At 74.3% G+C, this 21,414-nt stretch carries 18 protein-coding genes; 7 read left to right on the top strand and 11 right to left on the bottom strand.

Annotation, left to right across the window (positions count from 1 at the left end; all coding sequences use genetic code 11):
• Nucleotides 1-456: 456 nt before the first annotated feature.
• Nucleotides 457-1,461, bottom strand: coding sequence for a stage II sporulation protein M (locus tag ACIQVD_RS33135; protein WP_402292602.1), 1,005 nt, complete (start codon nt 1,459-1,461; stop codon nt 457-459).
• A 240-nt stretch (nt 1,462-1,701) separates the two neighbouring features.
• On the opposite strand from ACIQVD_RS33135, the gene ACIQVD_RS33130 reads away from it, so the two are divergent.
• On the top strand, nt 1,702-2,664 hold the full coding sequence (locus tag ACIQVD_RS33130; RefSeq protein ID WP_402292601.1) for an RDD family protein: 963 nt from the start codon (nt 1,702-1,704) through the stop codon (nt 2,662-2,664).
• A gap of 26 nt (nt 2,665-2,690) precedes the next feature.
• Here ACIQVD_RS33130 and ACIQVD_RS33125 read toward each other — a convergent pair whose 3' ends face one another.
• On the bottom strand, nt 2,691-3,332 hold the full coding sequence (locus ACIQVD_RS33125; protein WP_402292600.1) for a hypothetical protein: 642 nt from the start codon (nt 3,330-3,332) through the stop codon (nt 2,691-2,693).
• A 108-nt stretch (nt 3,333-3,440) separates the two neighbouring features.
• Here ACIQVD_RS33125 and ACIQVD_RS33120 point away from each other — a divergent pair, with 108 nt between their 5' ends.
• Both ACIQVD_RS33120 and ACIQVD_RS33115 read left to right on the top strand, forming a co-directional pair.
• Nucleotides 3,441-3,953: a SigE family RNA polymerase sigma factor gene (locus tag ACIQVD_RS33120; protein ID WP_100838016.1), complete on the top strand. Its 513-nt coding sequence runs from the start codon at nt 3,441-3,443 to the stop codon at nt 3,951-3,953.
• Between the two features lie 29 nt (nt 3,954-3,982).
• Nucleotides 3,983-5,074: a hypothetical protein gene (locus tag ACIQVD_RS33115; RefSeq protein ID WP_402292599.1), complete on the top strand. Its 1,092-nt coding sequence runs from the start codon at nt 3,983-3,985 to the stop codon at nt 5,072-5,074.
• A gap of 66 nt (nt 5,075-5,140) precedes the next feature.
• Here ACIQVD_RS33115 and ahcY read toward each other — a convergent pair whose 3' ends face one another.
• The 6 genes from ahcY to ACIQVD_RS33085 form a co-directional block, all read right to left on the bottom strand.
• Nucleotides 5,141-6,589: an adenosylhomocysteinase gene (gene ahcY, locus ACIQVD_RS33110; RefSeq protein ID WP_400693502.1), complete on the bottom strand. Its 1,449-nt coding sequence runs from the start codon at nt 6,587-6,589 to the stop codon at nt 5,141-5,143.
• A gap of 187 nt (nt 6,590-6,776) precedes the next feature.
• Entirely contained in the window at nt 6,777-7,751 is a 975-nt protein-coding gene (locus ACIQVD_RS33105; RefSeq protein WP_402292598.1) for a cation diffusion facilitator family transporter, read from the bottom strand.
• A 68-nt stretch (nt 7,752-7,819) separates the two neighbouring features.
• Nucleotides 7,820-8,986, bottom strand: a complete 1,167-nt coding sequence (locus tag ACIQVD_RS33100) for an SIS domain-containing protein (RefSeq protein ID WP_400693507.1) — start codon at nt 8,984-8,986, stop codon at nt 7,820-7,822.
• Nucleotides 8,987-9,020: 34 nt separating this feature from the next.
• Nucleotides 9,021-9,203, bottom strand: coding sequence for a Trm112 family protein (locus ACIQVD_RS33095; RefSeq protein WP_030461914.1), 183 nt, complete (start codon nt 9,201-9,203; stop codon nt 9,021-9,023).
• Between the two features lie 139 nt (nt 9,204-9,342).
• The gene (locus ACIQVD_RS33090) at nt 9,343-10,731 is read right to left on the bottom strand and encodes a phosphomannomutase/phosphoglucomutase (RefSeq protein WP_402292604.1); all 1,389 of its coding nucleotides are present in this window, start codon (nt 10,729-10,731) and stop codon (nt 9,343-9,345) included.
• A gap of 112 nt (nt 10,732-10,843) precedes the next feature.
• On the bottom strand, nt 10,844-11,206 hold the full coding sequence (locus ACIQVD_RS33085) for a DUF3499 domain-containing protein (RefSeq protein WP_030461916.1): 363 nt from the start codon (nt 11,204-11,206) through the stop codon (nt 10,844-10,846).
• Between the two features lie 130 nt (nt 11,207-11,336).
• Between ACIQVD_RS33085 and ACIQVD_RS33080 the strand changes: the two genes are divergently transcribed.
• On the top strand, nt 11,337-11,783 hold the full coding sequence (locus tag ACIQVD_RS33080; protein ID WP_100838009.1) for a metallopeptidase family protein: 447 nt from the start codon (nt 11,337-11,339) through the stop codon (nt 11,781-11,783).
• Between the two features lie 27 nt (nt 11,784-11,810).
• Here ACIQVD_RS33080 and ACIQVD_RS33075 read toward each other — a convergent pair whose 3' ends face one another.
• The 3 genes from ACIQVD_RS33075 to ACIQVD_RS33065 form a co-directional block, all read right to left on the bottom strand.
• Nucleotides 11,811-13,457 carry a DUF5719 family protein gene (locus ACIQVD_RS33075; protein WP_400693513.1) on the bottom strand — a complete coding sequence of 549 codons (1,647 nt, stop codon included), beginning with the start codon at nt 13,455-13,457 and terminating at the stop codon, nt 11,811-11,813.
• Between the two features lie 5 nt (nt 13,458-13,462).
• On the bottom strand, nt 13,463-17,290 hold the full coding sequence (locus ACIQVD_RS33070; protein ID WP_402292597.1) for a glycosyltransferase: 3,828 nt from the start codon (nt 17,288-17,290) through the stop codon (nt 13,463-13,465).
• A 225-nt stretch (nt 17,291-17,515) separates the two neighbouring features.
• Nucleotides 17,516-17,788 (bottom strand): WhiB family transcriptional regulator, encoded by a 273-nt coding sequence (locus ACIQVD_RS33065; RefSeq protein ID WP_014136066.1) that lies wholly within the window; start codon nt 17,786-17,788, stop codon nt 17,516-17,518.
• 622 nt (nt 17,789-18,410) lie between these two features.
• Here ACIQVD_RS33065 and ACIQVD_RS33060 point away from each other — a divergent pair.
• The 3 genes from ACIQVD_RS33060 to ACIQVD_RS33050 are packed head-to-tail and all read left to right on the top strand — an operon-like array spanning nt 18,411 to nt 21,351.
• Nucleotides 18,411-19,040 carry a cysteine dioxygenase gene (locus ACIQVD_RS33060; RefSeq protein ID WP_402292596.1) on the top strand — a complete coding sequence of 210 codons (630 nt, stop codon included), beginning with the start codon at nt 18,411-18,413 and terminating at the stop codon, nt 19,038-19,040.
• A 20-nt stretch (nt 19,041-19,060) separates the two neighbouring features.
• Nucleotides 19,061-20,041, top strand: coding sequence for a 2-phospho-L-lactate transferase (gene cofD / locus ACIQVD_RS33055; RefSeq protein ID WP_400693520.1), 981 nt, complete (start codon nt 19,061-19,063; stop codon nt 20,039-20,041).
• Nucleotides 20,038-21,351, top strand: a complete 1,314-nt coding sequence (locus tag ACIQVD_RS33050) for a coenzyme F420-0:L-glutamate ligase (RefSeq protein WP_400693523.1) — start codon at nt 20,038-20,040, stop codon at nt 21,349-21,351. Before cofD ends, ACIQVD_RS33050 begins: the two co-directional genes overlap by 4 nt.
• Nucleotides 21,352-21,414 lie beyond the last annotated feature (63 nt).

Raw genomic sequence — 21,414 nt, 5'->3', positions numbered from 1 at the left:
CAACCCCGAACAGAGTCGAGGCCGGGGATGTCAACATATCTGGCGTTGACTTTTGGCACGCTGTTGAGTTCTCAAGGAACGGACACTTCCTTCGAGCCGCATTCCTGCGGACCCTCCGGGCACTTCGTTCTTTCGTGTTCCCAGCTTACCAGAGGTTTTTCGCTCTGATTTCCATTCCCGCTGGAGTGGGAATTCCTTCGACTTCGCTGCAGACCTTATCAAAAGCTCTGCACTGCTCAGCTTCGGGGTTTTGCCGGAACCGGGCCAGCATCCTCGCGGACGCGCTGCCTCGCTTCGGCCGTGTCATAGACACTACGCTCGGGCGGACTGTATGTCCAGTCCCTCCCAACCGTTCAAACCTACTAGCCCACGGGGATCACGTCAATGGTCCCGCCGGGTTGATCATCAGGCTACCAGGTTTGGCCGGGCGCCCGTGACCGCGCCACGCCGCGGTGGTCAGCCGACCATCGGCTGGTGGTCGGCGCGGTCGGCGGCTTCGACGTCGCCGGTCTCGCCGGCCAGGGCGGCGCGCTTGCCGAGGACCAGGGCGTAGACGAGGAAGAGGGCTTCGACGACGAGGCCGATGCCGATGCGGAGCCAGCTGGGGAGGGCGGAGCCGGTGACGAAGCCCTCGATGAAGCCGGTGACCATGAGGACGGCGGCGAGGCCGATGACGGAGCCGATGACCGCGCGGCCCTCTTCGGCGAGGGCCACGGTGCGGGTGCGGGGGCCGGGGTCGATGACGGTCCAGCCGAGGCGGAGGCTGAGGGCGCCGGCGACGAAGATGGCGGTGATTTCGAGCAGGCCGTGCGGGATCAGCAGGCCGAGGAAGAGCTGGAGGTGGTCGGCGGAGGCCATGGTGCCGATGCCGGTGCCGAGGTTGAGGACGTTGACCAGCAGGATGTACAGGACCGGGAGGCCGAGCAGGACGGCCGAGATCAGGCACTGGGCGGCGACCCAGGCGTTGTTGGTCCACACCTGGGCGGCGAAGTTCGCCGAGGGGTGCTCGGTGTAGTAGGTCTCGAACTCGCCGCCGGGCTTGGTGAGCTGCTCGTACTGCTCGGGGGTCAGCAGGGACTTGATGATCTCGGGGTGGGTGCCGGTCCACCAGGCGATCACCGCGCTCAGCAGGAAGGAGACCGCCGCGACGGTGAGCCACCAGCGGCGGGCGCGGTAGAGGATCGCGGGGAAGCCGGCGGTGAAGTAGTGGGCGGCGTCGCGCCAGGAGGAGGCGCGGGCGCCGGCGACGGCGTTGCGGCCGCGGACGACCAGGGTGGTGAGCCGGCCCTCGATGCCGGGGTGCGGGGCGGCGGCCTGGACCTGGGCGAGGTGGCTGGTGGCGCGCTGGTAGAGGGTGATCAGCTCGTCGGACTCCTCGCCGGTGAGTCGGCGGCGACCGCTGAGGACCTCCAGCCGGTGCCATTCCGCCTGGTGGGCGGCGACGAAGACGTCCAGGTCCATGGCGGCTCTCTCCGGGGGCGCGGTGGGGCGGACCGCGGGCACTGGTGGGTGTGCGGCCGGGCTGGTTGCGGGGCTTAGCTTGCCAGAGCGGGCGGGCGGTGGGGCGGGGCAGCCCGGAAGCGTCGGCCCGGGGTTACCTGCGGGGGGGCGGGCGGCCTTATGTTTGCCGCTGTTGATCGAGGGGGTCGGATCGCGCGACGCGGGTCGCCGGCGGGCCGTGGAGCGGAGCGGGTGGATGGCGTGAGCGAACTGGTGACCGGCGAGGCGGTCGTCCTGGGGCTGCGGACGGCGCAGCTGCCGTCGCGGGCCCTGGCCCGGCTGCTGGACTGGGTCCTGTACGTCGTGGCGTACTTCGTCCTGAGCGTGGGCCTGATGCTGGGGCTCTCCGACCTGGAGATGGCCGCCGCGGTGGCGTTCCAGATCTCGGTGCTCGTGTTCTGCACGGTGCTGCTGCCGGTGCTGGTCGAGACGCTGTCGCACGGGCGGTCGCTGGGGAAGGTCACGCTGGGGCTGCGGGTGGTGCGGACGGACGGCGGTCCGATCCGGTTCCGGCACGCGCTGGTGCGGGGGCTGGTCGGGGTGATCGACTTCGGGCTGTTCGCGCTGCCCGCGGTGCTGTCCGCGCTGATCTCGGTGCAGGGGCGCCGGCTCGGCGACATCTTCGGCGGGACGATGGTGGTCCGCGAGCGGCTGCCGCAGAGCGCCCGGGACCAGGGCTCGGTGCCGCCGGTGCCGCCGCAGGTGATGCACGCGCTGGGCGCGGACCTGGTGGCGCTGGACCTGTCGGCGGTGCCGGACCGGCTGTGGCTGTCGTCGCGTCAGGTGCTGGGCCGGATGCACGAGTTGGACCAGCCGGTGGCGGCCGGGCTGGGCGACCGGCTGGCCGCGGAGATGGCGCAGCGGACGGGGTGGCCGGTGCCGGCGGGGCTTCCGTCGCTGGTGTACCTGGGCGCGGTGTCGATGGAGCGGCAGCGCCGGGAGTGGGAGCGGGCGTCGGCCGCGGCGTTCGCGGCCTACCCGGCGCAGGGCGGTCACCCGGTGCCGGCGGGGTACGGGGCCGCACCGGTGCAGCCGGCGCCGCCGGTGGAGTTCGGGAAGCCCGCGCCCGTCCCGCCTACCGCACCCGTCCCGCCTACCGCACCCGCCGCGCCGGTCGCCCCGCCCGCGCCCGCTCCGGGCACCGGGTTCGCGCCCCCGGCCTGAGCCCGTACCCGACCGCCCCGGTGGGCTCAGGCCCCGGGCGGGCGGCGCGGGTTGGGCGGGGAGTCGAGTTCTTCGAGTTCGATGCCGGGGGCGCCGAGCAGGACGTCCCCGGTGAGGTGGAGGTCGCGGACCTCGCCGGTGTCGAGGTCGGTGACCCGGTAGTGCTCGACGGGGAGCGGCCCGCTGTCGGTGGGGTGGTCCTGGACGGAGTGGAGCTGCCAGCCCTGGTCGAGGGTGCGGGGGGCGAGGGAGTCGCCGGTGAAGGAGACCAGGCGGATCCGGGCGCTGCCGCCGGGGTCGAGGGCGAGCAGCCGGGCGGTGGCGACCAGGAAGGCCGGAGAGTCGCCGGTGAAGGCGTGCGCCCGGTCCTCACCCTCGACCGCTTCGACGGCCTCGCCGGGGGCGGTGCCGGAGGCGGCGGCGCGGACCCAGTGCACGCCGTCCAGTGCGCCGCCGCGGACCTGCCAGCCGCCGGAGCGGAGTTCGAGCCGGATCGGGCGGTGCCGGGCGTCCAGGGTGAGGTCGGTGGTGCCCTGGACGGTGCCGTCGGGGCGGTAGCGCTTGGCGACGTAGCGCCAGCCGGCCGGGCCGGGGGCGCACTGGAAGCGTTCCTCGCCGAGCGGGGTTCCGTCGTGCGGGTCGTGGAGGGAGTAGCGGCCGTTCGGCATGGGGGGAAGCCTACGTAATCCGGTGTGCAACCTTTGCCGGGGCGGGCCGCATCAGGGGGGCGGTGGCGCGGCCGTGCCACCGGTCATGGGGAGGGAGGGGCTGCCGGGATGGCGGAGCTGGCGCGGGACGAGGAGTTCACCGCGTTCGTGGCGTCCAGGGCGGTCTGGCTGCGGAAGGTCGCGTACCTGCTGTGCGCGGACTGGCACCGTGCGGACGACCTGGTGCAGGAGAGCATCACCAAGCTGTACACCCACTGGGGCCGGGCGAGCCGGGCGGAGAACCGGGACGGCTACGCGCGGACGGTGCTGGTGAACACCTTCCTGGCGGAGCAGCGGACGGCGTGGTGGCGGCGGACCAGGACGGCGGCGCGGCTGCCGGAGGGGGCGCCGTCCCCGGGCCCCGACCTGGCGGTGTCGCTGGACCTGCGGGAGGCGTTGGCGGCGCTGCCGCCCCGGCAGCGGGCGACGGTGGTGCTGCGCTACTACTGCGATCTCACGGTCGAGCAGACCGCGGCCGAGCTGGGGTGTTCCAGCGGCAACGTGAAGAGTCAGAGTTCGCGGGCGCTGGAGTCGCTGCGGCGTTCCGCGGTGCTGCGTCCGGTGGGGAGGTCCGAGGCATGAGCGGGGACGGGGAGGAACTATCCGCGCGGATGGCGCGGTACGTGGCGGTGGAGGAGCGGTCGGCGCCGCCGTCGCGGGTGGATCCGGCGCTGGCGGTGCTGCGGGGCCGGGCGGTGCGTCGGCGGCGGACCTGGACGGCGGTGGCGGCGGCCGCGGCGGTGCTGCTGTCGGTGGGGTCGTTCGCGGTGCTGGGGAACGGGAGCGGGCCGGGTCCGGCCGGGATCCCGACCCTCCTGCCGACGGAGTCGCCCGTCTCGACCGGCCGTCCGGTCGCCCCGGTGCCGTCCGGCGTGGGCTCGGCGGCGCCGGTGACGGGACGGACTGTGCTGACGGTGCCGGCCAGGTTCGGCTGGCTGCCGGACGCGGTGACGGCGGTGGAGTACCGCTCGGAGCCGGGGGGTTCGGACGTGGTCGCCGTGATCGGCTCGGCGGCGGGCGGCGGCAGCTGGGGCCAGTTCCTGCTGACGGCGTTCCCGGAGGGGGTGACGCCGGACGTGGACCCGCTGATCGGGTCGGGGGACGGGCTGCGGATCGCGGCACCGCAGGTGAACGGACAGGAGGCGTACTGGGTGTCGTCGAGCGACCCGGCCTTCGCTGCGGCGATGGACGTGCTGCGCTTCCGCGGCACGGACGGGATCTGGTACCAGCTGGAGAGTTCGGGCCTGTCGGAGGCGGACCGGCAGTCGGTGCCGCTGCGGATCGCGGCGGGGGTGGTGGTGGGGCGGTACGCGCCGCCGATGCCGCTGGCGCTGTCCGCGCTGCCGACCGACACGGTGGTCACCCGTGCGTCGCTGCGCCGGTCGACGCACGACGGTGCGGAGTGGCGGGCCGAGGTGGGCTTCCAGCAGAACGGCTCGCACTACGTCACGGTGTCGGCGGAGTCGGGCGAGGGGAGTTCGTACGCGCCACCGGGGCCGCAGTCCTCCGGCGAGCCGGTGCCGGACGGGTCCGAGGTGCCGATGCCGGACCCGGCGGCGTGCTCGCCCGGCGGCGGGGTGCGCCGGTGCGTGCAGGAGGTGGATCCGGGGTCGGGCCCGGAGGCCGCGCTGCCGGTCTGGCTGGCCCGGGTGGTGTCGCGGGGCACCGACGAGGGTGCCTGGTCGGTGGACGTGCTGCCGTAGCGGCCCGGAACGCGCCGGTGCCCGGCACCCCGGGGTGGGGGTGCCGGGCACCGGCGCGTGGTGGTGTCAGTAGCGGTACTGCTCGGACTTGTACGGGCCCTCGACCGGGACGCCGATGTAGTCGGCCTGGTCCTGGCTCAGGGTGGTCAGCTTGACGCCCAGCGCGTCCAGGTGGAGGCGGGCGACCTTCTCGTCCAGGTGCTTGGGCAGCACGTACACGCCCACCGGGTACTGCTCGGGCTTGGTGAACAGCTCGATCTGCGCGATGGTCTGGTTCGCGAAGGAGTTCGACATCACGAACGACGGGTGGCCGGTCGCGTTGCCGAGGTTGAGCAGGCGGCCCTCGGAGAGCACGATGATCGTCTTGCCGTCGGCCTTGCGCCACTCGTGGACCTGCGGCTTGACCTCGGTCTTCACCACGCCGGGGAGCTTGGCCAGGCCGGCCATGTCGATCTCGTTGTCGAAGTGGCCGATGTTGCCGACGATGGCCTGGTGCTTCATCCGCTCCATGTGCGAAGCCATGATGATGTCCTTGTTGCCCGTCGTGGTGACGAAGATGTCCGCGATCCCCACCACGTCGTCCAGGGTGGTGACCTGGTAGCCGTCCATCGCCGCCTGCAGCGCGCAGATCGGGTCGATCTCGGTGACGATCACCCGGGCGCCCTGGCCGCGCAGCGACTCGGCGCAGCCCTTGCCCACGTCGCCGTAGCCGCAGACGACGGCGACCTTGCCGCCGATCAGCACGTCGGTGGCGCGGTTGATGCCGTCGATCAGCGAGTGCCGGCAGCCGTACTTGTTGTCGAACTTCGACTTGGTCACCGAGTCGTTGACGTTGATCGCCGGGAACAGCAGCTTGCCGTCGCGGTGCATCTCGTACAGGCGGTGGACGCCGGTGGTGGTCTCCTCGGTGACGCCCTTGATCGTGGCGGCGACCTCGGTCCACTTCTGCGGGGACTCGACCAGGGTGCGGTTCAGCAGCTCCAGGATGATCCGGAACTCGTCGTTGTCCGCGGTGTCGGGCGACGGCGCGGCGCCGGCCTTCTCGAACTCGACGCCCTTGTGGATCAGGAGGGTGGCGTCACCGCCGTCGTCCAGGATCATGTTCGGGGTCTGCCCGTCGGGCCAGGTCAGCGCCTGCTCGGTGCACCACCAGTACTCCTCCAGGCTCTCGCCCTTCCACGCGAACACCGGCACGCCCTTCGGGTCCTCGGGGGTGCCCTCCGGGCCGACCGCGATCGCGGCGGCGGCGTGGTCCTGGGTGGAGAAGATGTTGCACGAGCACCAGCGCACCTCGGCGCCCAGCGCGGTCAGGGTCTCGATCAGCACCGCGGTCTGCACCGTCATGTGCAGCGACCCCGTGATCCGGGCCCCGGCGAGCGGCTGCGAGGCGGCGTACTCGGCGCGGATCGACATCAGACCCGGCATCTCGTGCTCGGCGAGCTGGATCTCCTTGCGACCGAACGGCGCCAGGGAGAGATCGGCGACCTTGAAGTCGCCGGTGGGCTGGTTCGACATGCGAACTCCTCGTGGGGTGGGCCTGGTTACGGGTGTGCTGAGCGGCAGAGGGCGCGCGGGAGCGACCCTCTGCTGCGGCACAATCCGTCGGAGGACCTCTCTCCCTCGACCGGAGCCCCGCTCCGATCGACCGCCATCAGCAGCGACGTTTGGCACTGCTGACGAATCTACACCGATCGGGCGCGGCTCAGTGGGCGTTCGGGCCCGGTCCGCCCGGAGTCGCGTCGGCGTCGGGGCCCGCCAGGGCCTTCTCCTCGGAGTAGATGTCGGGCTCCAGGTAGATCGCGCGGGCGATCGGGACGGCCTTGCGGACCCGGGCCTCGGCGTGGTCGATCGCCTCGGCGACCACCGCGGCGCTGTCCTCCGCGTTGACGCCGATCTTGGCGGCGACCAGCAGTTCCTCGGGGCCGACGTGCAGGGTGCGCATGTGGATCACCGAGGTGACGGTGTCGTGGTCGACCAGCGCCGCGCGGATCTTGGTGACCACCTCGGCGGCCGCGGACTCGCCGATCAGCAGCGACTTGGTCTCCAGCGCCAGCACCAGCGCGATGACCACCAGCAGCAGACCGATGCACAGGGTGCCGATGCCGTCCCAGACCGCGTCCCCGGTGAGGGTGGTCAGGCCGACGCCGAGCAGCGCCAGCACCAGGCCGACCAGCGCGCCGGAGTCCTCCAGCAGGACGACCGGCAGCTCGGGGGCCTTGGCCCGGCGGATGTACGCGGACCAGCCGTGGCTGCCCTTGTCCTTCGACGCCTCCCGGTAGGCGGTGAGGAAGGAGTAGCCCTCCAGCAGGATGGCGAAGACCAGCACGCCGACCGGCCAGTACCAGTTCTCCAGCTCGTGCGGGTGGGCGATCTTCTCGTAGCCCTCGTAGATCGCGAACATGCCGCCGAGGCTGAACAGCACGATCGAGACCAGGAAGCCGTACACGTACCGCTCGCGGCCGTAGCCGAAGGGGTGCTCCTCGGTGGCGGCCCGCTGGGAGCGCTTGCCGCCGATCAGCAGCAGCACCTGGTTGCCGGAGTCGGCGACCGAGTGCACGCCCTCGGCGAGCATCGAGGACGAACCGGAGAACGCGAACGCCACGAACTTGCTGACCGCGATCCCCAGGTTCGCGGCCAGTGCCGCGACCAGTGCCTTGGTGCCGCCTTCGGTGCTCAACCCCGTACATCCCTCCGCGAGGGCCCGGGGCTTTGCCGGGCCTTGACTGACGAAGGGACGATACCGTGTCAGCCCCGGGTGGCCAGGCCCAGGTACACCGCGGCGAAGTCGGTCAGGCCGATCAGTTCGGCCAGCGCCTGCACCGGGTCCTCCAGGCTGGAGGCGTGCTCGGTGCACCGCACCTCGTGGGCGGCGGCCAGGCGGCGGGCCCGGGCCACCGGCCAGCCGGGCTGCTCCAGTTCGGCCACGCCGGGGGTGTGGCGGAGCATCAGCACCTGGAGCTGGAGCGGCACCGGTTCGTCGACCCGGTCGCGGAAGAAGTCGTCCGGGTCGGCCCCGGCGCCGAGCCGGCCGGTGAACATGCCGCGGTGGGCGGTCAGCGCCTGCGGGAGGCGGGCGGTCAGCGCGGGGAGCCCGGCCCGGTCGGCCAGGGCCGCCGCGAACCGCTCCCCCGCGGCGGCGGCCGGGGCGCCCTCGGACCAGAGCAGCGGGACGGTCTCGGCGAGCCGGGCGGCCAGGGACTTCGCCGGGTTGTCGTACGACTGGGCGTCGGGGCGGCAGCGCACCGCGACCTCGTCGAGGCGGTCGGCGGCGGCCTCCAGCGAGCCGGGGGCGAGCTGGGCGGCGCCGATCCGGTCGGCCAGGGTGAGCAGCGGGGCCAGGAAGGCCCACAGCGCGGCCGGGTCCTCGGCCGGGAGGTCGGGTTCGGCGTCGGTGCCGTCCGGCTCCACCGCGCTGGGCTCGAACGGCAGCGGCAGGGCGCGCACCTGGAGCGCCGCCTCGAACAGTTCGGAGCCCTCGGGGGCGATCACCGCGATCGCGCAGCCGCGGGCGTACGCCTGCTCGGCCAGGTTGATCAGGCCGCCCTCGCGGCCGCCCGCGCTGGCCACCACGATCAGGTCCAACGCGTTGGCCCAGCCCGGGAGTTGCCAGGTCTCGCCGTCGGTGAAGGCGTATCCGCCGGGGCGGGCGTCGGCGGGCGGCAGCGGCCACACCTGGCAGCTGGGCAGGGCCAGCGCCGCGAGCACGGCGGCCGCGGTCAGCACCCCGCCGTGCCCGGCGACCAGCACCGCGCGGGGCCGTCCGTCCGGGTTCAGCGTGTTGACGCCGGCGGCGTCGGCCCGGCGCAGGGCGATCCTTATCCGGGCGCCCGCCCCGGCCAGGGCCAGCAGTTCGCGTCGGCGGTCGGCGCGCTGCACGGCGGCCGGGTCGTCCAGCAGGGAGTCGTCGAACATGGCGGCTGGCCTCCAACGGCTGGCGGGGCAGGGGTCAGGACGGGCGGCGGGCCTCGTCCACCAGCAGGACCGGGATGCCGTCGCGCACCGGGTAGACCAGGCCGCAGCCCTCGCCGGTGCAGCGCAGCTCGTGCACCTCGCCCTCGGTCTCCTCGTCGAGCGGGGAGCGGCACTCCGGGCAGACCAGGATCTCCAGCAGGAAGGACGGCAGGCTCATGGCGGTCGGACTCCGGGGCTCGGGAAGGACGGCGGTACGGGAAGCCGGTGACACAGCAGTACCCCGGCCGGTGGCAACCCTACCGGCCGGGGCACCCGAAAAGTCAGCGGCGGGCTGACGGGGGCGGGGACGCCCCGGGTCAGCCGCGGACGATGGCCAGCACGCCGTCGCGCAGTTCGGCCATCTTCGCCGGGTCCTTGGCCTCGGCGTTCAGGCGCAGCAGCGGTTCGGTGTTGGAGGCGCGCAGGTTGAACCACCAGTCCGGGCCGGCCACGGTCAGGCCGTCCAGTTCGTCGGTGGTGACGCCCGGCAGGCCGGCGTAGGCGGCGCGCACCTCGGCGGTGACGGCGGCCTGGTCGGCGACGGTGGAGTTGATCTCGCCGGAGGCGGCGTACCGCTCGTACTGGGCGGTCAGCGCGGAGAGCGGGCCGTCCTGCCCGCCGAGCGCGGCCAGCACGTGCAGGGCGGCCAGCATGCCGGTGTCGGCGCGCCAGAAGTCGCGGAAGTAGTAGTGCGCGGAGTGCTCGCCGCCGAAGACCGCGTCGGTGACGGCCATCTCCTGCTTGATGAAGGAGTGGCCGACCCGGGTGCGGACCGGGACGCCGCCCAGGTCGCGGACCACCTCGGGCACCGTCCAGGAGGTGATCAGGTTGTGGATGACGGTCGGGCGGGCCTCGCCGCCGGCCTGGGCGCGGGCGATCTCGCGCTCGGCGACCAGGGCGGTGATCGCGGACGGGGAGACCGGGTCGCCGTTCTCGTCGATGACGAAGCAGCGGTCGGCGTCGCCGTCGAAGGCCAGGCCGAGGTCGGCGCCGACCTCGCGGACCTTGGCCTGGAGGTCGACCAGGTTGGCCGGGTCGAGCGGGTTGGCCTCGTGGTTCGGGAAGGTGCCGTCCAGCTCGAAGTACATCGGGACGACCTCCAGCGGCAGGCCGTCGAGGACGGTGGGCACGGTGTGGCCGCCCATGCCGTTGCCGGCGTCCACCGCGACCTTGAGCGGGCGGATCGCGGTCAGGTCGACCAGCTTGCGCAGGTGCTCGGCGTAGCCGCCCAGGGTCTCCCGGGCGGACAGCGCGCCGACGGCGGCGCCGGAGGCCGGGACGTGCACCGCGCCGTCCTCGTCCAGCCAGGACTCGACCAGTTCGCGGACGTCCGACAGGCCGGTGTCCTGGCCGACCGGGGCGGCGCCCGCGCGGCACAGCTTGATGCCGTTGTACCGGGCCGGGTTGTGCGAGGCGGTGAACATCGCGCCGGGCAGGTCCAGGCTGCCGCTGGCGTAGTACAGCTGGTCGGTGGAGCAGAGCCCGATCTCCACGACGTCGGCGCCGCGGGAGGCCGCGCCCTCGGCGAACGCCCGGGACAGTGCGGGCGAGGACGGCCGCATGTCGTGGCCCACGACCACCGCGCTGCCGCCGACCACCTCGACGAAGGCAGCGCCGAAGGCGTGCGCCAGCGACTCGTCCCACTGGTCCGGCACGACGCCCCGGACGTCGTACGCCTTCACAAGCTGCTTGAGGTCCCGCACCAGAATGCTCCCGTGTGTGTGCTGCGACGTGCTGCGGACGGCACCGGCGCCAGCCTGTCCGAGCCGCAGAGGGGCAGCGTACCGGGCCCCGGTGGAGCCGCCGCGACGCGCCGGGTCAGCTCTCCGGGGAGCGCAGCACCCGCAGGTGGCCGCGGCGGCCCGACTCGCCCTCGGGCGGGGGTCCCTGACGCGGCGTGCGCTCCTGCGGGCGGGCCGCCTCGCGGACCGCGTTGGCCAGCGCCTCCAGGTCGTCGCTGCTGCGCCGCAGCGGGCCGGTGTCGCCGGCCAGGCGGACCACGTCCCAGCCGCGGGGGGCGGTCAGGCGCTCGGCGTGCTCGGCGCACAGGTCGTAGCAGTGCGGCTCCGCGTAGGTCGCCAGCGGGCCGAGCACCGCGGTGGAGTCCGCGTAGACGTACGTCAGCGTCGCCACGGCCGGACGGCCGCACGCGGTGCGCGAACAACGACGTACAGAGCTCACGAGGGTGGACGGTACCGCAAGTGGGACCGGCCCGCGAAGACCCGCCCCCGGCTCGCGTGTCCGCTCGCCGTTACGCGCCGTGCTGGAGTGGTCCACTTCCGGGCATCCAGGGACTACGCTCGACACTGCTATGGACAGCTCGACACCCCCGTCCCCGCCCGGTTCCGGCCGCCGCAAGCACCGCGACCGGCACGGCCGCGGCATGCGCGGGCCGCTGGCCCCGCCGCAGGTGCCCATCTCGCTGACCCGCTCCGAGCTCTTCGACGACTACGTCCGGGAGTCGATGGAGCGCCTGGTGCGGCGCTGGCCCCAGCTGGAGGACGTGGAGTTCGCCGTGCTGGAGGTCCCGCTGCCCGCCAAGGGCGAGCCGGAGCCCGACACCGTGCCGCTGGGCCGGGCGGTTCCGGGCGCGGCGGGGCGGCGCAGCCGGATCATGGTCTACCGGCGGCCGGTGGAGATCCGGGCCAAGTCCAAGGAGGACCGGGCGGCGCTGGTCCACGAGATCCTGATCGAGCAGGTCGCGGAGCTGCTCGGGCTCTCGCCGGACGCGATCGATCCGCGCTACGGCGAGGAGTAGGGCCCCCGGGCGGGGGCCCCACCGGGCTCATCGCCCGAGCACGACCCCGGGGTCGGCGGCCACCTGCGGGACCTGCACGGTGGCGTGGTCGTCGCGGAACTGCTGGGTGGTGAAGGCGGGCACGTCCTTGGCCGGGACGGTGATCTGGCGGGCGGCGAGGACCGGGCCGCCGCCGAGGGTCTGCAGGGTCAGGGCGTAGGGGCCGTTCGCGCCGGCGGGGTCGATGCCGTCGACGCCGACCGTGGTGCCGGCGGGGACGTCGACGTCCTTGCTGACCGGGGTGCCGCCGCTCGCGCCGGCCGAGCTGGTGACCTTGACCTTGGCGTCGCTGTCGGTGGCGGTGAGGAACAGCTTGGTCTGGCCGGCCCGGTTGTCGGCGACGGAGGCGCGGGCGCCGATCGGGTTGCCGCCGGCCAGCCAGGCGGCCTCGGTCCTGCCCTTGTTCTCGCGGTCGACGCGCAGGCCGGCCACGATCGGGGTGGGGTGGCTGTCGCTGGTGGGGGTGAGCCGGACGGCGCTGGCGCCCTCGCGGGTCTGCTCGGTGAACTGGAAGTCGAGGGCGGCGGTCATGCCGGCCTTGACGTGCACGGTCTCGTTGCCCGCAGGGGTGAACCAGCCGTTCTTGCCGGAGAGCTGGACCTTGAGGTCGGCGTCGTCGGCGGAGTCGGTGGCGATCACCAGGTGGGCGGTGGTGACGTCGTCGGGGATGCCGGGGATGACGACGCTCGCGGCGGGGTCGGCGGAGGGTTCGAGCCAGTCGCTGCCCTTGCCGGTGTCGATGGCGTGGACGCCGGCGGCGATCCGACCGCTGCGGGTGACCACGTGCAGGGCGAGGTTGTCGACGGGGCCCTTGGTGAGGCTGGCGAGGCTCATCGTCTCGGTCTTGCCGGGGGCGATCGAGATGCCGGTGGCGAGTTCGTTGTCGATCGGGCCCTTGTCGCCGTACATCCGCAGGTCGACGACGGCGGGGAGGCTGTCGGCGTTGACCAGGGTGACGTAGTCGACCCGGTTGCTCGTGGTGCTGGCGCCGGAGAACCAGAAGCTGGTGCCGGAGGGCAGGCAGTCGGCGCCGGACAGGCCGGCGCCGCCCTGCTCGGAGCTGGTCAGCTGGGTGGCGGTGAAGCCGGGGGCGAGGTTGCCGGTGGCGATCGCGAAGCTGCCGGGGGCGGTGTCGCCGTTGGCGGCGGGGCCGGTGGCCGGGAGGCCGGGCTTGGCCAGCGAGATCCGGGCGTCGACGGCGGCGGCCGGGCTGCCGGAGGGCGGTCCGCCCGGGGCCGCCGCGGAGGCGGCGTCCGACGGGGCGGCCGGGGCGGACGGGGCGGGCTGCGCGGGGTTCTGCGCGGCGAGCACGTTGTCGGCGGTGGCGTCGGCGAGCAGGCCGGTGCCGGCGCTGCCGGTGCCGCCCTCCGGGCTGAACAGGGTGAGCGTGGTGGAGCCGGTGACGCCCTGCATCGGCGGCGGGCAGACCAGCGCGGCGCGCTCGACCTGGGCGGTGGTGCGCTTGCCGCCGCCGGTGGCGGCGGAGGTGGCCGGGGCGCGCAGTTCGGCGATGCCGAACACCAGGCCGAGCACGGCCACGCCGGCCAGCAGGGACTGGCCGGTGCGGCTGCCGCCGGCCACGGAGCTCAGGTCGGGTGCCTTGAGCTTGGGCGCCTTCAGGGTGGGCTTCTTCATCGCGGTCAGCTCCCCGCCCCGGGCTGCCGCGGTTGGCCGCCGTAGGGGTCGTTGGGGTCGTAGTAGGTGGTGGGCTGCTGCTGTTCGGGCAGCCAGGGCTGCTGCTGCTCGTCCTGCTGCGGGTAGCCGGCGGCGTACGGGTCGGTCCAGCCCTGGGCGGGCGGGGCGTCGTAGCCGTACGCCTGCTGCTGGCCGTACTGGTCGTGGCCGTCGCCCTGCGGGGGCGCGCCGACGGGCTGGTGCCGGGTGTAGTCGTAGCCGTAGCCGTCGGACGGGTAGCCCTGCTGCTGGTACGGGTCCGCCTGGTACGGGTCGGCCTGGTACGGGTCGGCGAACGGCTCGGGTTCGGGCCGGTAGGGCTCCGGGTCGGCTTCGGCGCTCTGCTGGGCCGGGACGCCGGGGGTGTAGACGCCGGGCTCGGCCTGCGGGTCCTCGCCCTCGCCGCGTTCGGCGAGGCGGCGGGCCCGGCGGCTGCCGGGGGCGGGCGCCTGGGCCTGGACCTGGGCGGCCAGCGCCTGGGCGGCGACGACCTCCTCGGGGATGTCGTCGTCGTTGGTGTTGCGGCGTCCGGGCAGGGCGAGGACCAGGACGACCGCGCCGAGCGCGAGCCGGCCCCAGACCCAGGCGGTGTGGGCGGCGGCGCCGGCGCGGGTGACGTCGAGCCGGCCGCCCTCGGCGGGGAGGGTGAAGCCCTGGGCCCAGCCGTCGACGGTGACGGCCTTGAGCGGCTTGCCGTTCAGGGTGGCCTGCCAGCCGCCGTCGGCCTGTTCGGCCAGCCGGAGCTGCCGGCCGGCCGGTCCGGCCGGGACGGTGGTCCAGATGTCGTGCGCGCCGGCCGGGACGACCACCGGGACGGTGCCGGGGCTGGTGATCTGCGCCCTGGTGCCGGGGACGCTGGTGATCTGCCACAGGCCGACGCCGTTGTCGAGGCTGAGCCGGGTGACGCCGGGGGTGGTGTCCAGCACGTCGCGGACCTTGGCGATCACCGGGTCCTTCACCTCGACGTAGCTGATGCCGTACCCGGCCAGGGTGCGGGCCAGGTCGCCGCCGGAGCCGGCCAGCAGCTTGGCGGTGAGCGGGGAGAGCTGTCCGTCGGCGGCGCTGTCCACGGTGCCCTCGGCCTGGCCGGTGGTCAGGCCGGCGCCGCGCACCAGCGCGTACCGGACGGCGGTGCCCTCGGCGTCGCCGGTGACGACCAGAGTGCGGGAGCGGTCGGTGGTGGTGCCGGACTCGGCGATGAACGCCGGGACCTGGGCGTCGCTGCCGCGCCGCAGCGGGCCGTCGGCGCCGGTGACGGCCCACCAGACGGCGGTGCCGACCGGGGCGAGCACGGCGGCGGCGAGCACCAGGGCGGCGACCGGCTGGCGCCAGCCGAAGGCGATGCCGGAGACCCGGGTGTTGGCGCCGTCGGCGCCGATCGCGGCGGCGGCGAGCAGCGCGACCCCGGCCAGCAGGGTGGCGGGGCCGGCCCAGGCGGCGGTCTGCGGGCCGCCGGAGGCGGGGGTGACGGCGGTGCCGGCCACCGCGACCGAGAACAGCAGCCCGGCGGCGGCGGCGCCCCAGGCGGCCAGCACGGCGCGGCGGCGGTCGGCGCGCAGCAGCGCGGCGAGGGCGGCGAGCACCACGCCGGCGGACAGCCAGACCGGGGGCGTGCCGGCGCCGCCGGGGTTGACCAGGACCAGGCCGAGCGGGTCGGCGGCGGGGCCGTTGAAGCCGGGGACGCCGGCCTCCAGCAGCAGCCGGGAGGGGTGGGCGAGGACCTGGAGCGACCAGGGGGCGAGCACCAGCAGCGGCACGCCGAGGATCACCACGACGCGCAGGCCGAGCAGCCGCACCGCCTGCGCGCCGGAGCCGAACGCGCCGCCGCGGAGCACCGCGTGCAGCAGCGCGGCCAGGCAGAGCGGGACGGCGATGGCCCAGGTGAGCGGGACGAAGGCGGTGCTGACGGTGAGCATCAGCACGGTCATCCAGGCGGACCGCCAGCCGGGGCGGGCGCCCTTGGCGGCGGTCTCCTTGCGGATGCCGAGGCCGGCGGTGATCGCGGCGGCGCGGGCCAGCGGGGGCAGCAGCACGGCGAGCACCGCGGTGCCGATCCGGCCCTGGGCGAGCGCGCCGGTGGCGGCGGGCAGCACGGCGTAGGTGGCGCTGGCCCAGGCGCGGACGGCCTTGGAGGCGATCAGCGGGCGGGAGACCAGGTAGGCGCTGACCGCGGCGAGCGGGACCGAGAGCACCACGAGCAGGGTGAGCGCGAGGTCGGCGTGGTCGAACAGCGCCCAGGAGAGGATCGCGAGCACCGCGAGGTAGGGCGGGCCGTCGGCGGTGGAGCCGGTGCCGATGCCGTGCCAGGGCGCGGCGTACACGTCCCACAGGCCGGCCGCGCCGTCCGAGGCGGGCAGCAGGGCGCCGCCCTGGAGGAGGCCGGAGCCGATCAGGTTGCGGCAGGCGGCGAGCGCGAACAGCAGCAGCGCGGCGAACAGCACCGGGGCCGGGCGGCGCACCAGCTTCTTGAGCAGGGCGAACTGTTCGACCACCAGGTCGTCGGTGTCGTCGTCGCCGGGGCCGGACTCGACCGAGCCGTGCCGGCCGGCGCCGGCCTCGTCGGGGCCGCCGATGCCGAGCGAGCCGACGACGTTCTCGACGGCGAGCCGGACGGTGGCGCCGGGGGCGGGGAACAGCGTGCGGTCGTCCAGCGAGTCCACCGAGCGGGTCCGGCGGCGGCGCGCCCGGGCGGCCATCAGCCGTGGCAGGCGCAGCAGTTCGTGGCCGAGGCCGGCGATCTCGTCGTAGGCCTGCCGGGGGTCCTTGCCGACCAGGTTGACGACCACCCGGAGCAGGGTGCCGAGGACCAGCCGGAGCAGGACGTACGGGAAGAGCAGGCCCTTGGAGTTGGCGAGCAGGGTGTAGACGGCGCCGGACTTGTCGACCCGGTGCGGGTGGGCGGAGGCGCAGTCGATGGCGCGGCGTTCGCGGCTGGCGGCCTCGGCGTGCCGGAGCACCGCGTCGGGGGCGACCACCACCCGGTGGCCGGCCGCGTTGACCCGCCAGCAGAAGTCGGTGTCGTCCCGCATCAGCGGCAACGCCCGGTCGAATCCGCCGAGTTCCTCGAACACGTCGCGGCGGACCAGCATGCCGGCGGTGGAGACGGCGAGCACCGGGCGGACCTGGTCGTGCTGGCCCTGGTCCTGCTCGCGGCGGTCGAGGCCGGTCCAGCGCCGCCCGGAGCGGGCGATGGTGACGCCGACCTCGAGCAGCTGCCTGCGGTCGTACCAGGAGCGGAGCTTGGGGCCGACCACGGCGGCGGTCGGGGTGGAGTCGGCGACCTGGAGCAGGCGGCGCAGGGCGTCGGTCTGCGGTTCGCAGTCGTCGTGCAGCAGCCAGAGCCACTCGACCGGCTGGGTCTCGCGCGGTCCGCCGCGGCCGAGGTCGTCCTCGCCGCCGAGCGGGTCGCCGAAGTCGTCCCAGCCGCCGGTGACCGGGTCGTAGCCGGACGGGTCGAGGCTGTAGGAGAGGTCCTCGGGGCGCAGCGGGTGGCTGCCGGCGACGGCTTCGCCGACGGCGCGGCCGAAGCCGACCCGGCGGCCGAGGATCTGCGGGCCGCTCCCGGGGAGCCAGTCGCCGAGGGTGTCGGCGAGCAGCTGGGGCGAGTTGTCGGTGGAGCCGGTGTCCACCGCGAGGATCCGCTGGACCTGCCGGTCCTGGCCGAGCAGTCCGGCGAGCGCCTGCGGCAGCCAGCGGGCGCCGTCGTGCGAGACGATCACGGCGGTGACCAAGTGGCGCGGGTAGGCGGGCGGCCTGGCAGCGGAGAAGCCGCTCTGGTGGCTGTAGACAGTCATCGGGTGCGCGGACCACCGGTTCGGGTTTGACGGCAGATGACGCACCACACTAACGGCTCCGGGTGGCGCGATCCTCCCCGGCGGGTGTGAAGAGACGGTGCAGCGGGTACCGCGTCCGGTCGCCGCGGGGGCCCGGGAACGCGAAAGCGCCCCACCTGACCGGTGAGGCGCCGACACGGGCCGGGACGGGCCCGGGTGTCCGGATGCCCGGACGTGCTGCGGGGGTCAGACCGCGCTCTTCTTGAGGCGGCGGCGCTCGCGCTCGGAGAGGCCCCCCCAGATGCCGAACCGCTCGTCGTTGGCGAGGGCGTACTCCAGGCACTCGGCCCGGACCTCGCACGCCAGGCAGACCTTCTTGGCCTCCCGGGTGGAGCCGCCCTTCTCGGGGAAGAAGGACTCCGGGTCGGTCTGGGCGCACAACGCGCGCTCCTGCCAGCCGAGTTCCTCTTCGTCTTCCTCGATGCCCTCACCGATCAACAGCTCAAAGAGCTCGCTCATTCTGGCGCGCCTCCTCTGCCCCTCTTGGCGTCCCCGTGGTGTTGCCGTTGCCGGTGCGGCGGAACGACACGAGAGAAATTACAGTTGCGTCACTCTGGCCCAGTCAAGCCGAGCTCTGGTATTGGGCCGAGGATTCACTCCCCGGAACCAAGCCACTACGAATAGTGTACATATCCGGACAACCCGGACATCACGCCTGGTTCCTGACCAGCCATCAGGCCGCACGCCGCTCCCGACCGGGACGGTCCGGGGCGATCTCAGGGCGTCCCTTCCCGGAGTCTTTAGCTTCGAAACCTTAATGGGCGCTTATCACCCCATCCGGTGGTTCAGGGCCGATGTGACCCGAATGTCCGTCAGTCCGCCTTGACACTGGAGGGTCGCTTGCGGTGTGCTTGCCCGCATGTCAGAGTTCCCGGCCACCTCCACCGACCGGCGCCGCCAGGCGCTCCTCGGTGCTGCCGCGAACTCCTCGTGTTGTCGCCGCTGTCTCCGCTGTATCTAGGCGCTCGCGTCCCACCGCGCGCCGCCCCGGAACAGAGGCCGACCGCGCGACAGTCCCCCCTTGAACGTCCTCGCGGCCCCGGCTGATCCCAAGTCCGCAGCCGAACCCGAGGACGTCACCGTGCGAATGCCCCGACTCCGCAAGCGCAACCGCGACCGCAGGCGTTTTCCCGCGCCCGCCGCTCCCGCCACCCTCTCCCCCGCCGCTCCCGCCGCTCCCCGCTGGGCCGACGGCCTGAGCGACGTGTCCATCGCGGGCGACCCGCTGGCCTTCCCGCACCTGGCCCGCACCGACCTGCCCGCGCACCCCACCACGCTCGGCGGCTACGCCCGGCTGGTGCGCGAGATCGCCGCCGACCGGGCCCGCTGGGAGCCGCTGGTCCGCTACGACGCGCTGACCCGCTGGTACGCCCGGCTGGAGACCGGCCCCGGCTACGAGGTGTGGCTGCTCAGCTGGCTGCCCGGCCAGTCCAGCGGCTTCCACGACCACGGCCGCTCCTCCGGCGTGATGACCGTCGTCCAGGGCGAACTCTCCGAGCGCTCGTTGACGGCCGGCGGCGAGGGCTCGCGCGCCCTGGCCCCCGGCGGCCTGCGGGTGTTCTCCACCGGCTACCTGCACGAGATGGTCAACGCCTCGCTGGAGCCCGCGGTCTCCGTCCACCTCTACACGCCCGGCCTGGTCGAGATGAACCGGTACCCGGCCGCCGCGGAGCAGGCCGCCGCGCACCAGGAGCGTCACCGGGTGCACTGACGCGCTGGCAGGATGAGGCCATGCGAATCACTGCGTTGGCGGGTGGGATCGGCGGGGCCAGGTTCCTGCGCGGACTGCGGGCGGCCCTGACCCCCGAGGACCGGATCACCGTGATCGGGAACACCGGGGACGACATCCACCTCTACGGCCTGAAGGTCTGCCCCGACCTGGACACCGTGATGTACACCCTCGGCGGCGGCATCCACGAGGAACAGGGCTGGGGCCGCACCGACGAGACCTGGTCGATCAAGGAGGAGATGAAGGCGTACGGCGTCGGGCCCGAGTGGTTCGGGCTCGGCGACCGGGACTTCGCCACCCACATCGTCCGCACCCAGATGCTGGCCGCCGGGTACCCGCTGTCCGCCGTCACCGAGGCGCTGTGCGACCGCTGGCAGCCCGGCGTGCGGCTGCTGCCGATGAGCGACGACCGGGTCGAGACCCACGTCCGGATCACCGACGCGGACGGGCCGCGGGTGGTGCACTTCCAGGAGTACTGGGTCCGGCTGCACGCCGCCGTCGCCGCCGAGGCGATCGTCCCGGTCGGCGCCGAGAGCGCGAAGCCCGCGCCCGGCGTGCTGGAGGCGATCGCCGAGGCCGACCTGGTGCTGCTGCCGCCGTCCAACCCGGTGGTCTCGATCGGCACCATCCTGGCCGTCCCCGGCATCCGCGAGGCGGTCGCCGGCGCGAGCGCCCCCGTGGTCGGCCTCTCCCCCGTCATCGGCGGCGCGCCGGTGCGCGGCATGGCCGACAAGGTGCTCGCCGCCATCGGCGTGCAGACCACCGCGGCGGCCGTCGCCCGGCACTACGGCGCGCGCCGCGACGGCGGGCTGCTGGACGGCTGGCTGGTGGACACCTCCGACGCCGCCGCCGTGGACGAGGTGGCGACCGCCGGGATCGCCTGCCGGGCCGTGCCGCTGCTGATGAGCTCGGTCGAGGCCACCGCCGAGATGGCGCGCGCCGCGCTGGCGCTGGCCGCCGAGGTCGCCGGGGCCGCCGGATGAGCGGGGGCGTCGGCGGCGGGGGGCTGCGGGTGCTGCCGGTCGCCGGGCTGCCGGAGATCGCGGCGGGCGACGACCTCGCCGAACTGATCGCCAAGGCGGGCCGGTTCGAGGACGGCGACGTCGTGGTGGTCACCTCCAAGGTGGTCTCCAAGGCCGAGGGCCGGCTGGTGCGCGCCGACGACCGGGAGGCCGCGATCGACGCCGAGACCGTCCGGGTGGTGGCCCGGCGCGGCCCGGCCCGGATCGTCGAGAACCGCAACGGCCTGGTGATGGCCGCGGCCGGTGTCGACGCGTCCAACACCGCGCCCGGGACGGTCCTGCTGCTGCCGGTCGACCCGGACGGCTCGGCCCGCCGGCTGCGCGCCCGGCTCCAGGAGCTGACCGGGCGGCGGCTGGCCGTGCTGGTCACCGACACCTTCGGCCGGCCCTGGCGCAACGGGCTCACCGACGTCGCGATCGGCGCCGCCGGGCTGCCCGTGCTGGAGGACCACCGCGGCCGGGTCGACAGCCACGGCAACGAGCTGCGGCTGACCGTCACCGCCACCGCCGACGAACTCGCCGCCGCCGCCGACCTGGTCAAGGGCAAGGCCACCGGCACCCCGGTGGCGGTCGTCCGCGGCCTGGACGGCCTGGTCACCGCGGCGGACGGGGAGGGCACCCGCCCGCTGATCCGCCCCGCCGAGCAGGACATGTTCCGCCTCGGCACCTCGGAGGCCGTCCGCGCGGCGGTCACCCTCCGGCGGACGGTGCGCGCCTTCACCGACGAGCCGGTCGACGGCGGCGCGGTGCGCCGGGCCGTCGCCGCCGCGATCACCGCCCCCGCCCCGCACCACACCACGCCCTGGCGGTTCGTCCTGCTCGAATCGGCGGACGCCCGCACCCGGCTGCTGGACGCCATGCTCGGTGCCTGGCAGCGCGACCTGCGGGAGCTCGACGGCTGGAGCGAGGAGCGCGTCGCGCGGCGCACCGCGCGCGGGGAAGTGCTGCGCGGCGCACCGTACTTGATCGTCCCGTGCCTGGTGACGGACGGCTCCCACGACTACCCGGACGAGCGGCGGGCCGCCGCCGAGCGGGAGATGTTCGTGGTGGCGGCCGGCGCGGCCGTCCAGAACCTGCTGGTCGCCCTGACCGGTGAGGGGTACGGCTCGGCCTGGGTGTCCTCCACGATGTTCTGCCGCGACACCGTCCGCGGCGCGCTCGACCTCCCGCCGAGCTGGGACCCGATGGGCGCGGTCGCGGTCGGCCGGGCGGCGGAGGCCCCGAGGGGGCGTCAGGAGCGGGACGCGGAGGCGTTCCTGACCGTGCGCTAGGCGTTCCTGACCGTGCGCTAGGCGGTCCGGGCGGGCTCTCCGGCGGCCCGGGCCACCGCCCCC

Source organism: Kitasatospora sp. NPDC090308 (assembly GCF_044769485.1).
Lineage (GTDB): Bacteria > Actinomycetota > Actinomycetes > Streptomycetales > Streptomycetaceae > Kitasatospora > Kitasatospora fiedleri.
The sequence above is the reverse complement of the archived record's forward strand: the minus strand, read 5'-3'. Positions and strand labels throughout refer to the sequence as shown.

Coding starts and splice junctions, on each gene's coding strand:
- ACIQVD_RS33135 (WP_402292602.1), bottom strand. CDS start 1,461: ATGGACCTGGACGTCTTCGTCGCCGCCCACCAGGCGGAATGGCACCGG.
- ACIQVD_RS33125 (WP_402292600.1), bottom strand. CDS start 3,332: ATGCCGAACGGCCGCTACTCCCTCCACGACCCGCACGACGGAACCCCG.
- ACIQVD_RS33120 (WP_100838016.1), top strand. CDS start 3,441: ATGGCGGAGCTGGCGCGGGACGAGGAGTTCACCGCGTTCGTGGCGTCC.
- ACIQVD_RS33115 (WP_402292599.1), top strand. CDS start 3,983: ATGGCGCGGTACGTGGCGGTGGAGGAGCGGTCGGCGCCGCCGTCGCGG.
- ahcY (WP_400693502.1), bottom strand. CDS start 6,589: ATGTCGAACCAGCCCACCGGCGACTTCAAGGTCGCCGATCTCTCCCTG.
- ACIQVD_RS33100 (WP_400693507.1), bottom strand. CDS start 8,986: ATGTTCGACGACTCCCTGCTGGACGACCCGGCCGCCGTGCAGCGCGCC.
- ACIQVD_RS33095 (WP_030461914.1), bottom strand. CDS start 9,203: ATGAGCCTGCCGTCCTTCCTGCTGGAGATCCTGGTCTGCCCGGAGTGC.
- ACIQVD_RS33080 (WP_100838009.1), top strand. CDS start 11,337: ATGGACAGCTCGACACCCCCGTCCCCGCCCGGTTCCGGCCGCCGCAAG.
- ACIQVD_RS33075 (WP_400693513.1), bottom strand. CDS start 13,457: ATGAAGAAGCCCACCCTGAAGGCGCCCAAGCTCAAGGCACCCGACCTG.
- ACIQVD_RS33070 (WP_402292597.1), bottom strand. CDS start 17,290: ATGACTGTCTACAGCCACCAGAGCGGCTTCTCCGCTGCCAGGCCGCCC.
- ACIQVD_RS33065 (WP_014136066.1), bottom strand. CDS start 17,788: ATGAGCGAGCTCTTTGAGCTGTTGATCGGTGAGGGCATCGAGGAAGAC.
- cofD (WP_400693520.1), top strand. CDS start 19,061: ATGCGAATCACTGCGTTGGCGGGTGGGATCGGCGGGGCCAGGTTCCTG.
- ACIQVD_RS33050 (WP_400693523.1), top strand. CDS start 20,038: ATGAGCGGGGGCGTCGGCGGCGGGGGGCTGCGGGTGCTGCCGGTCGCC.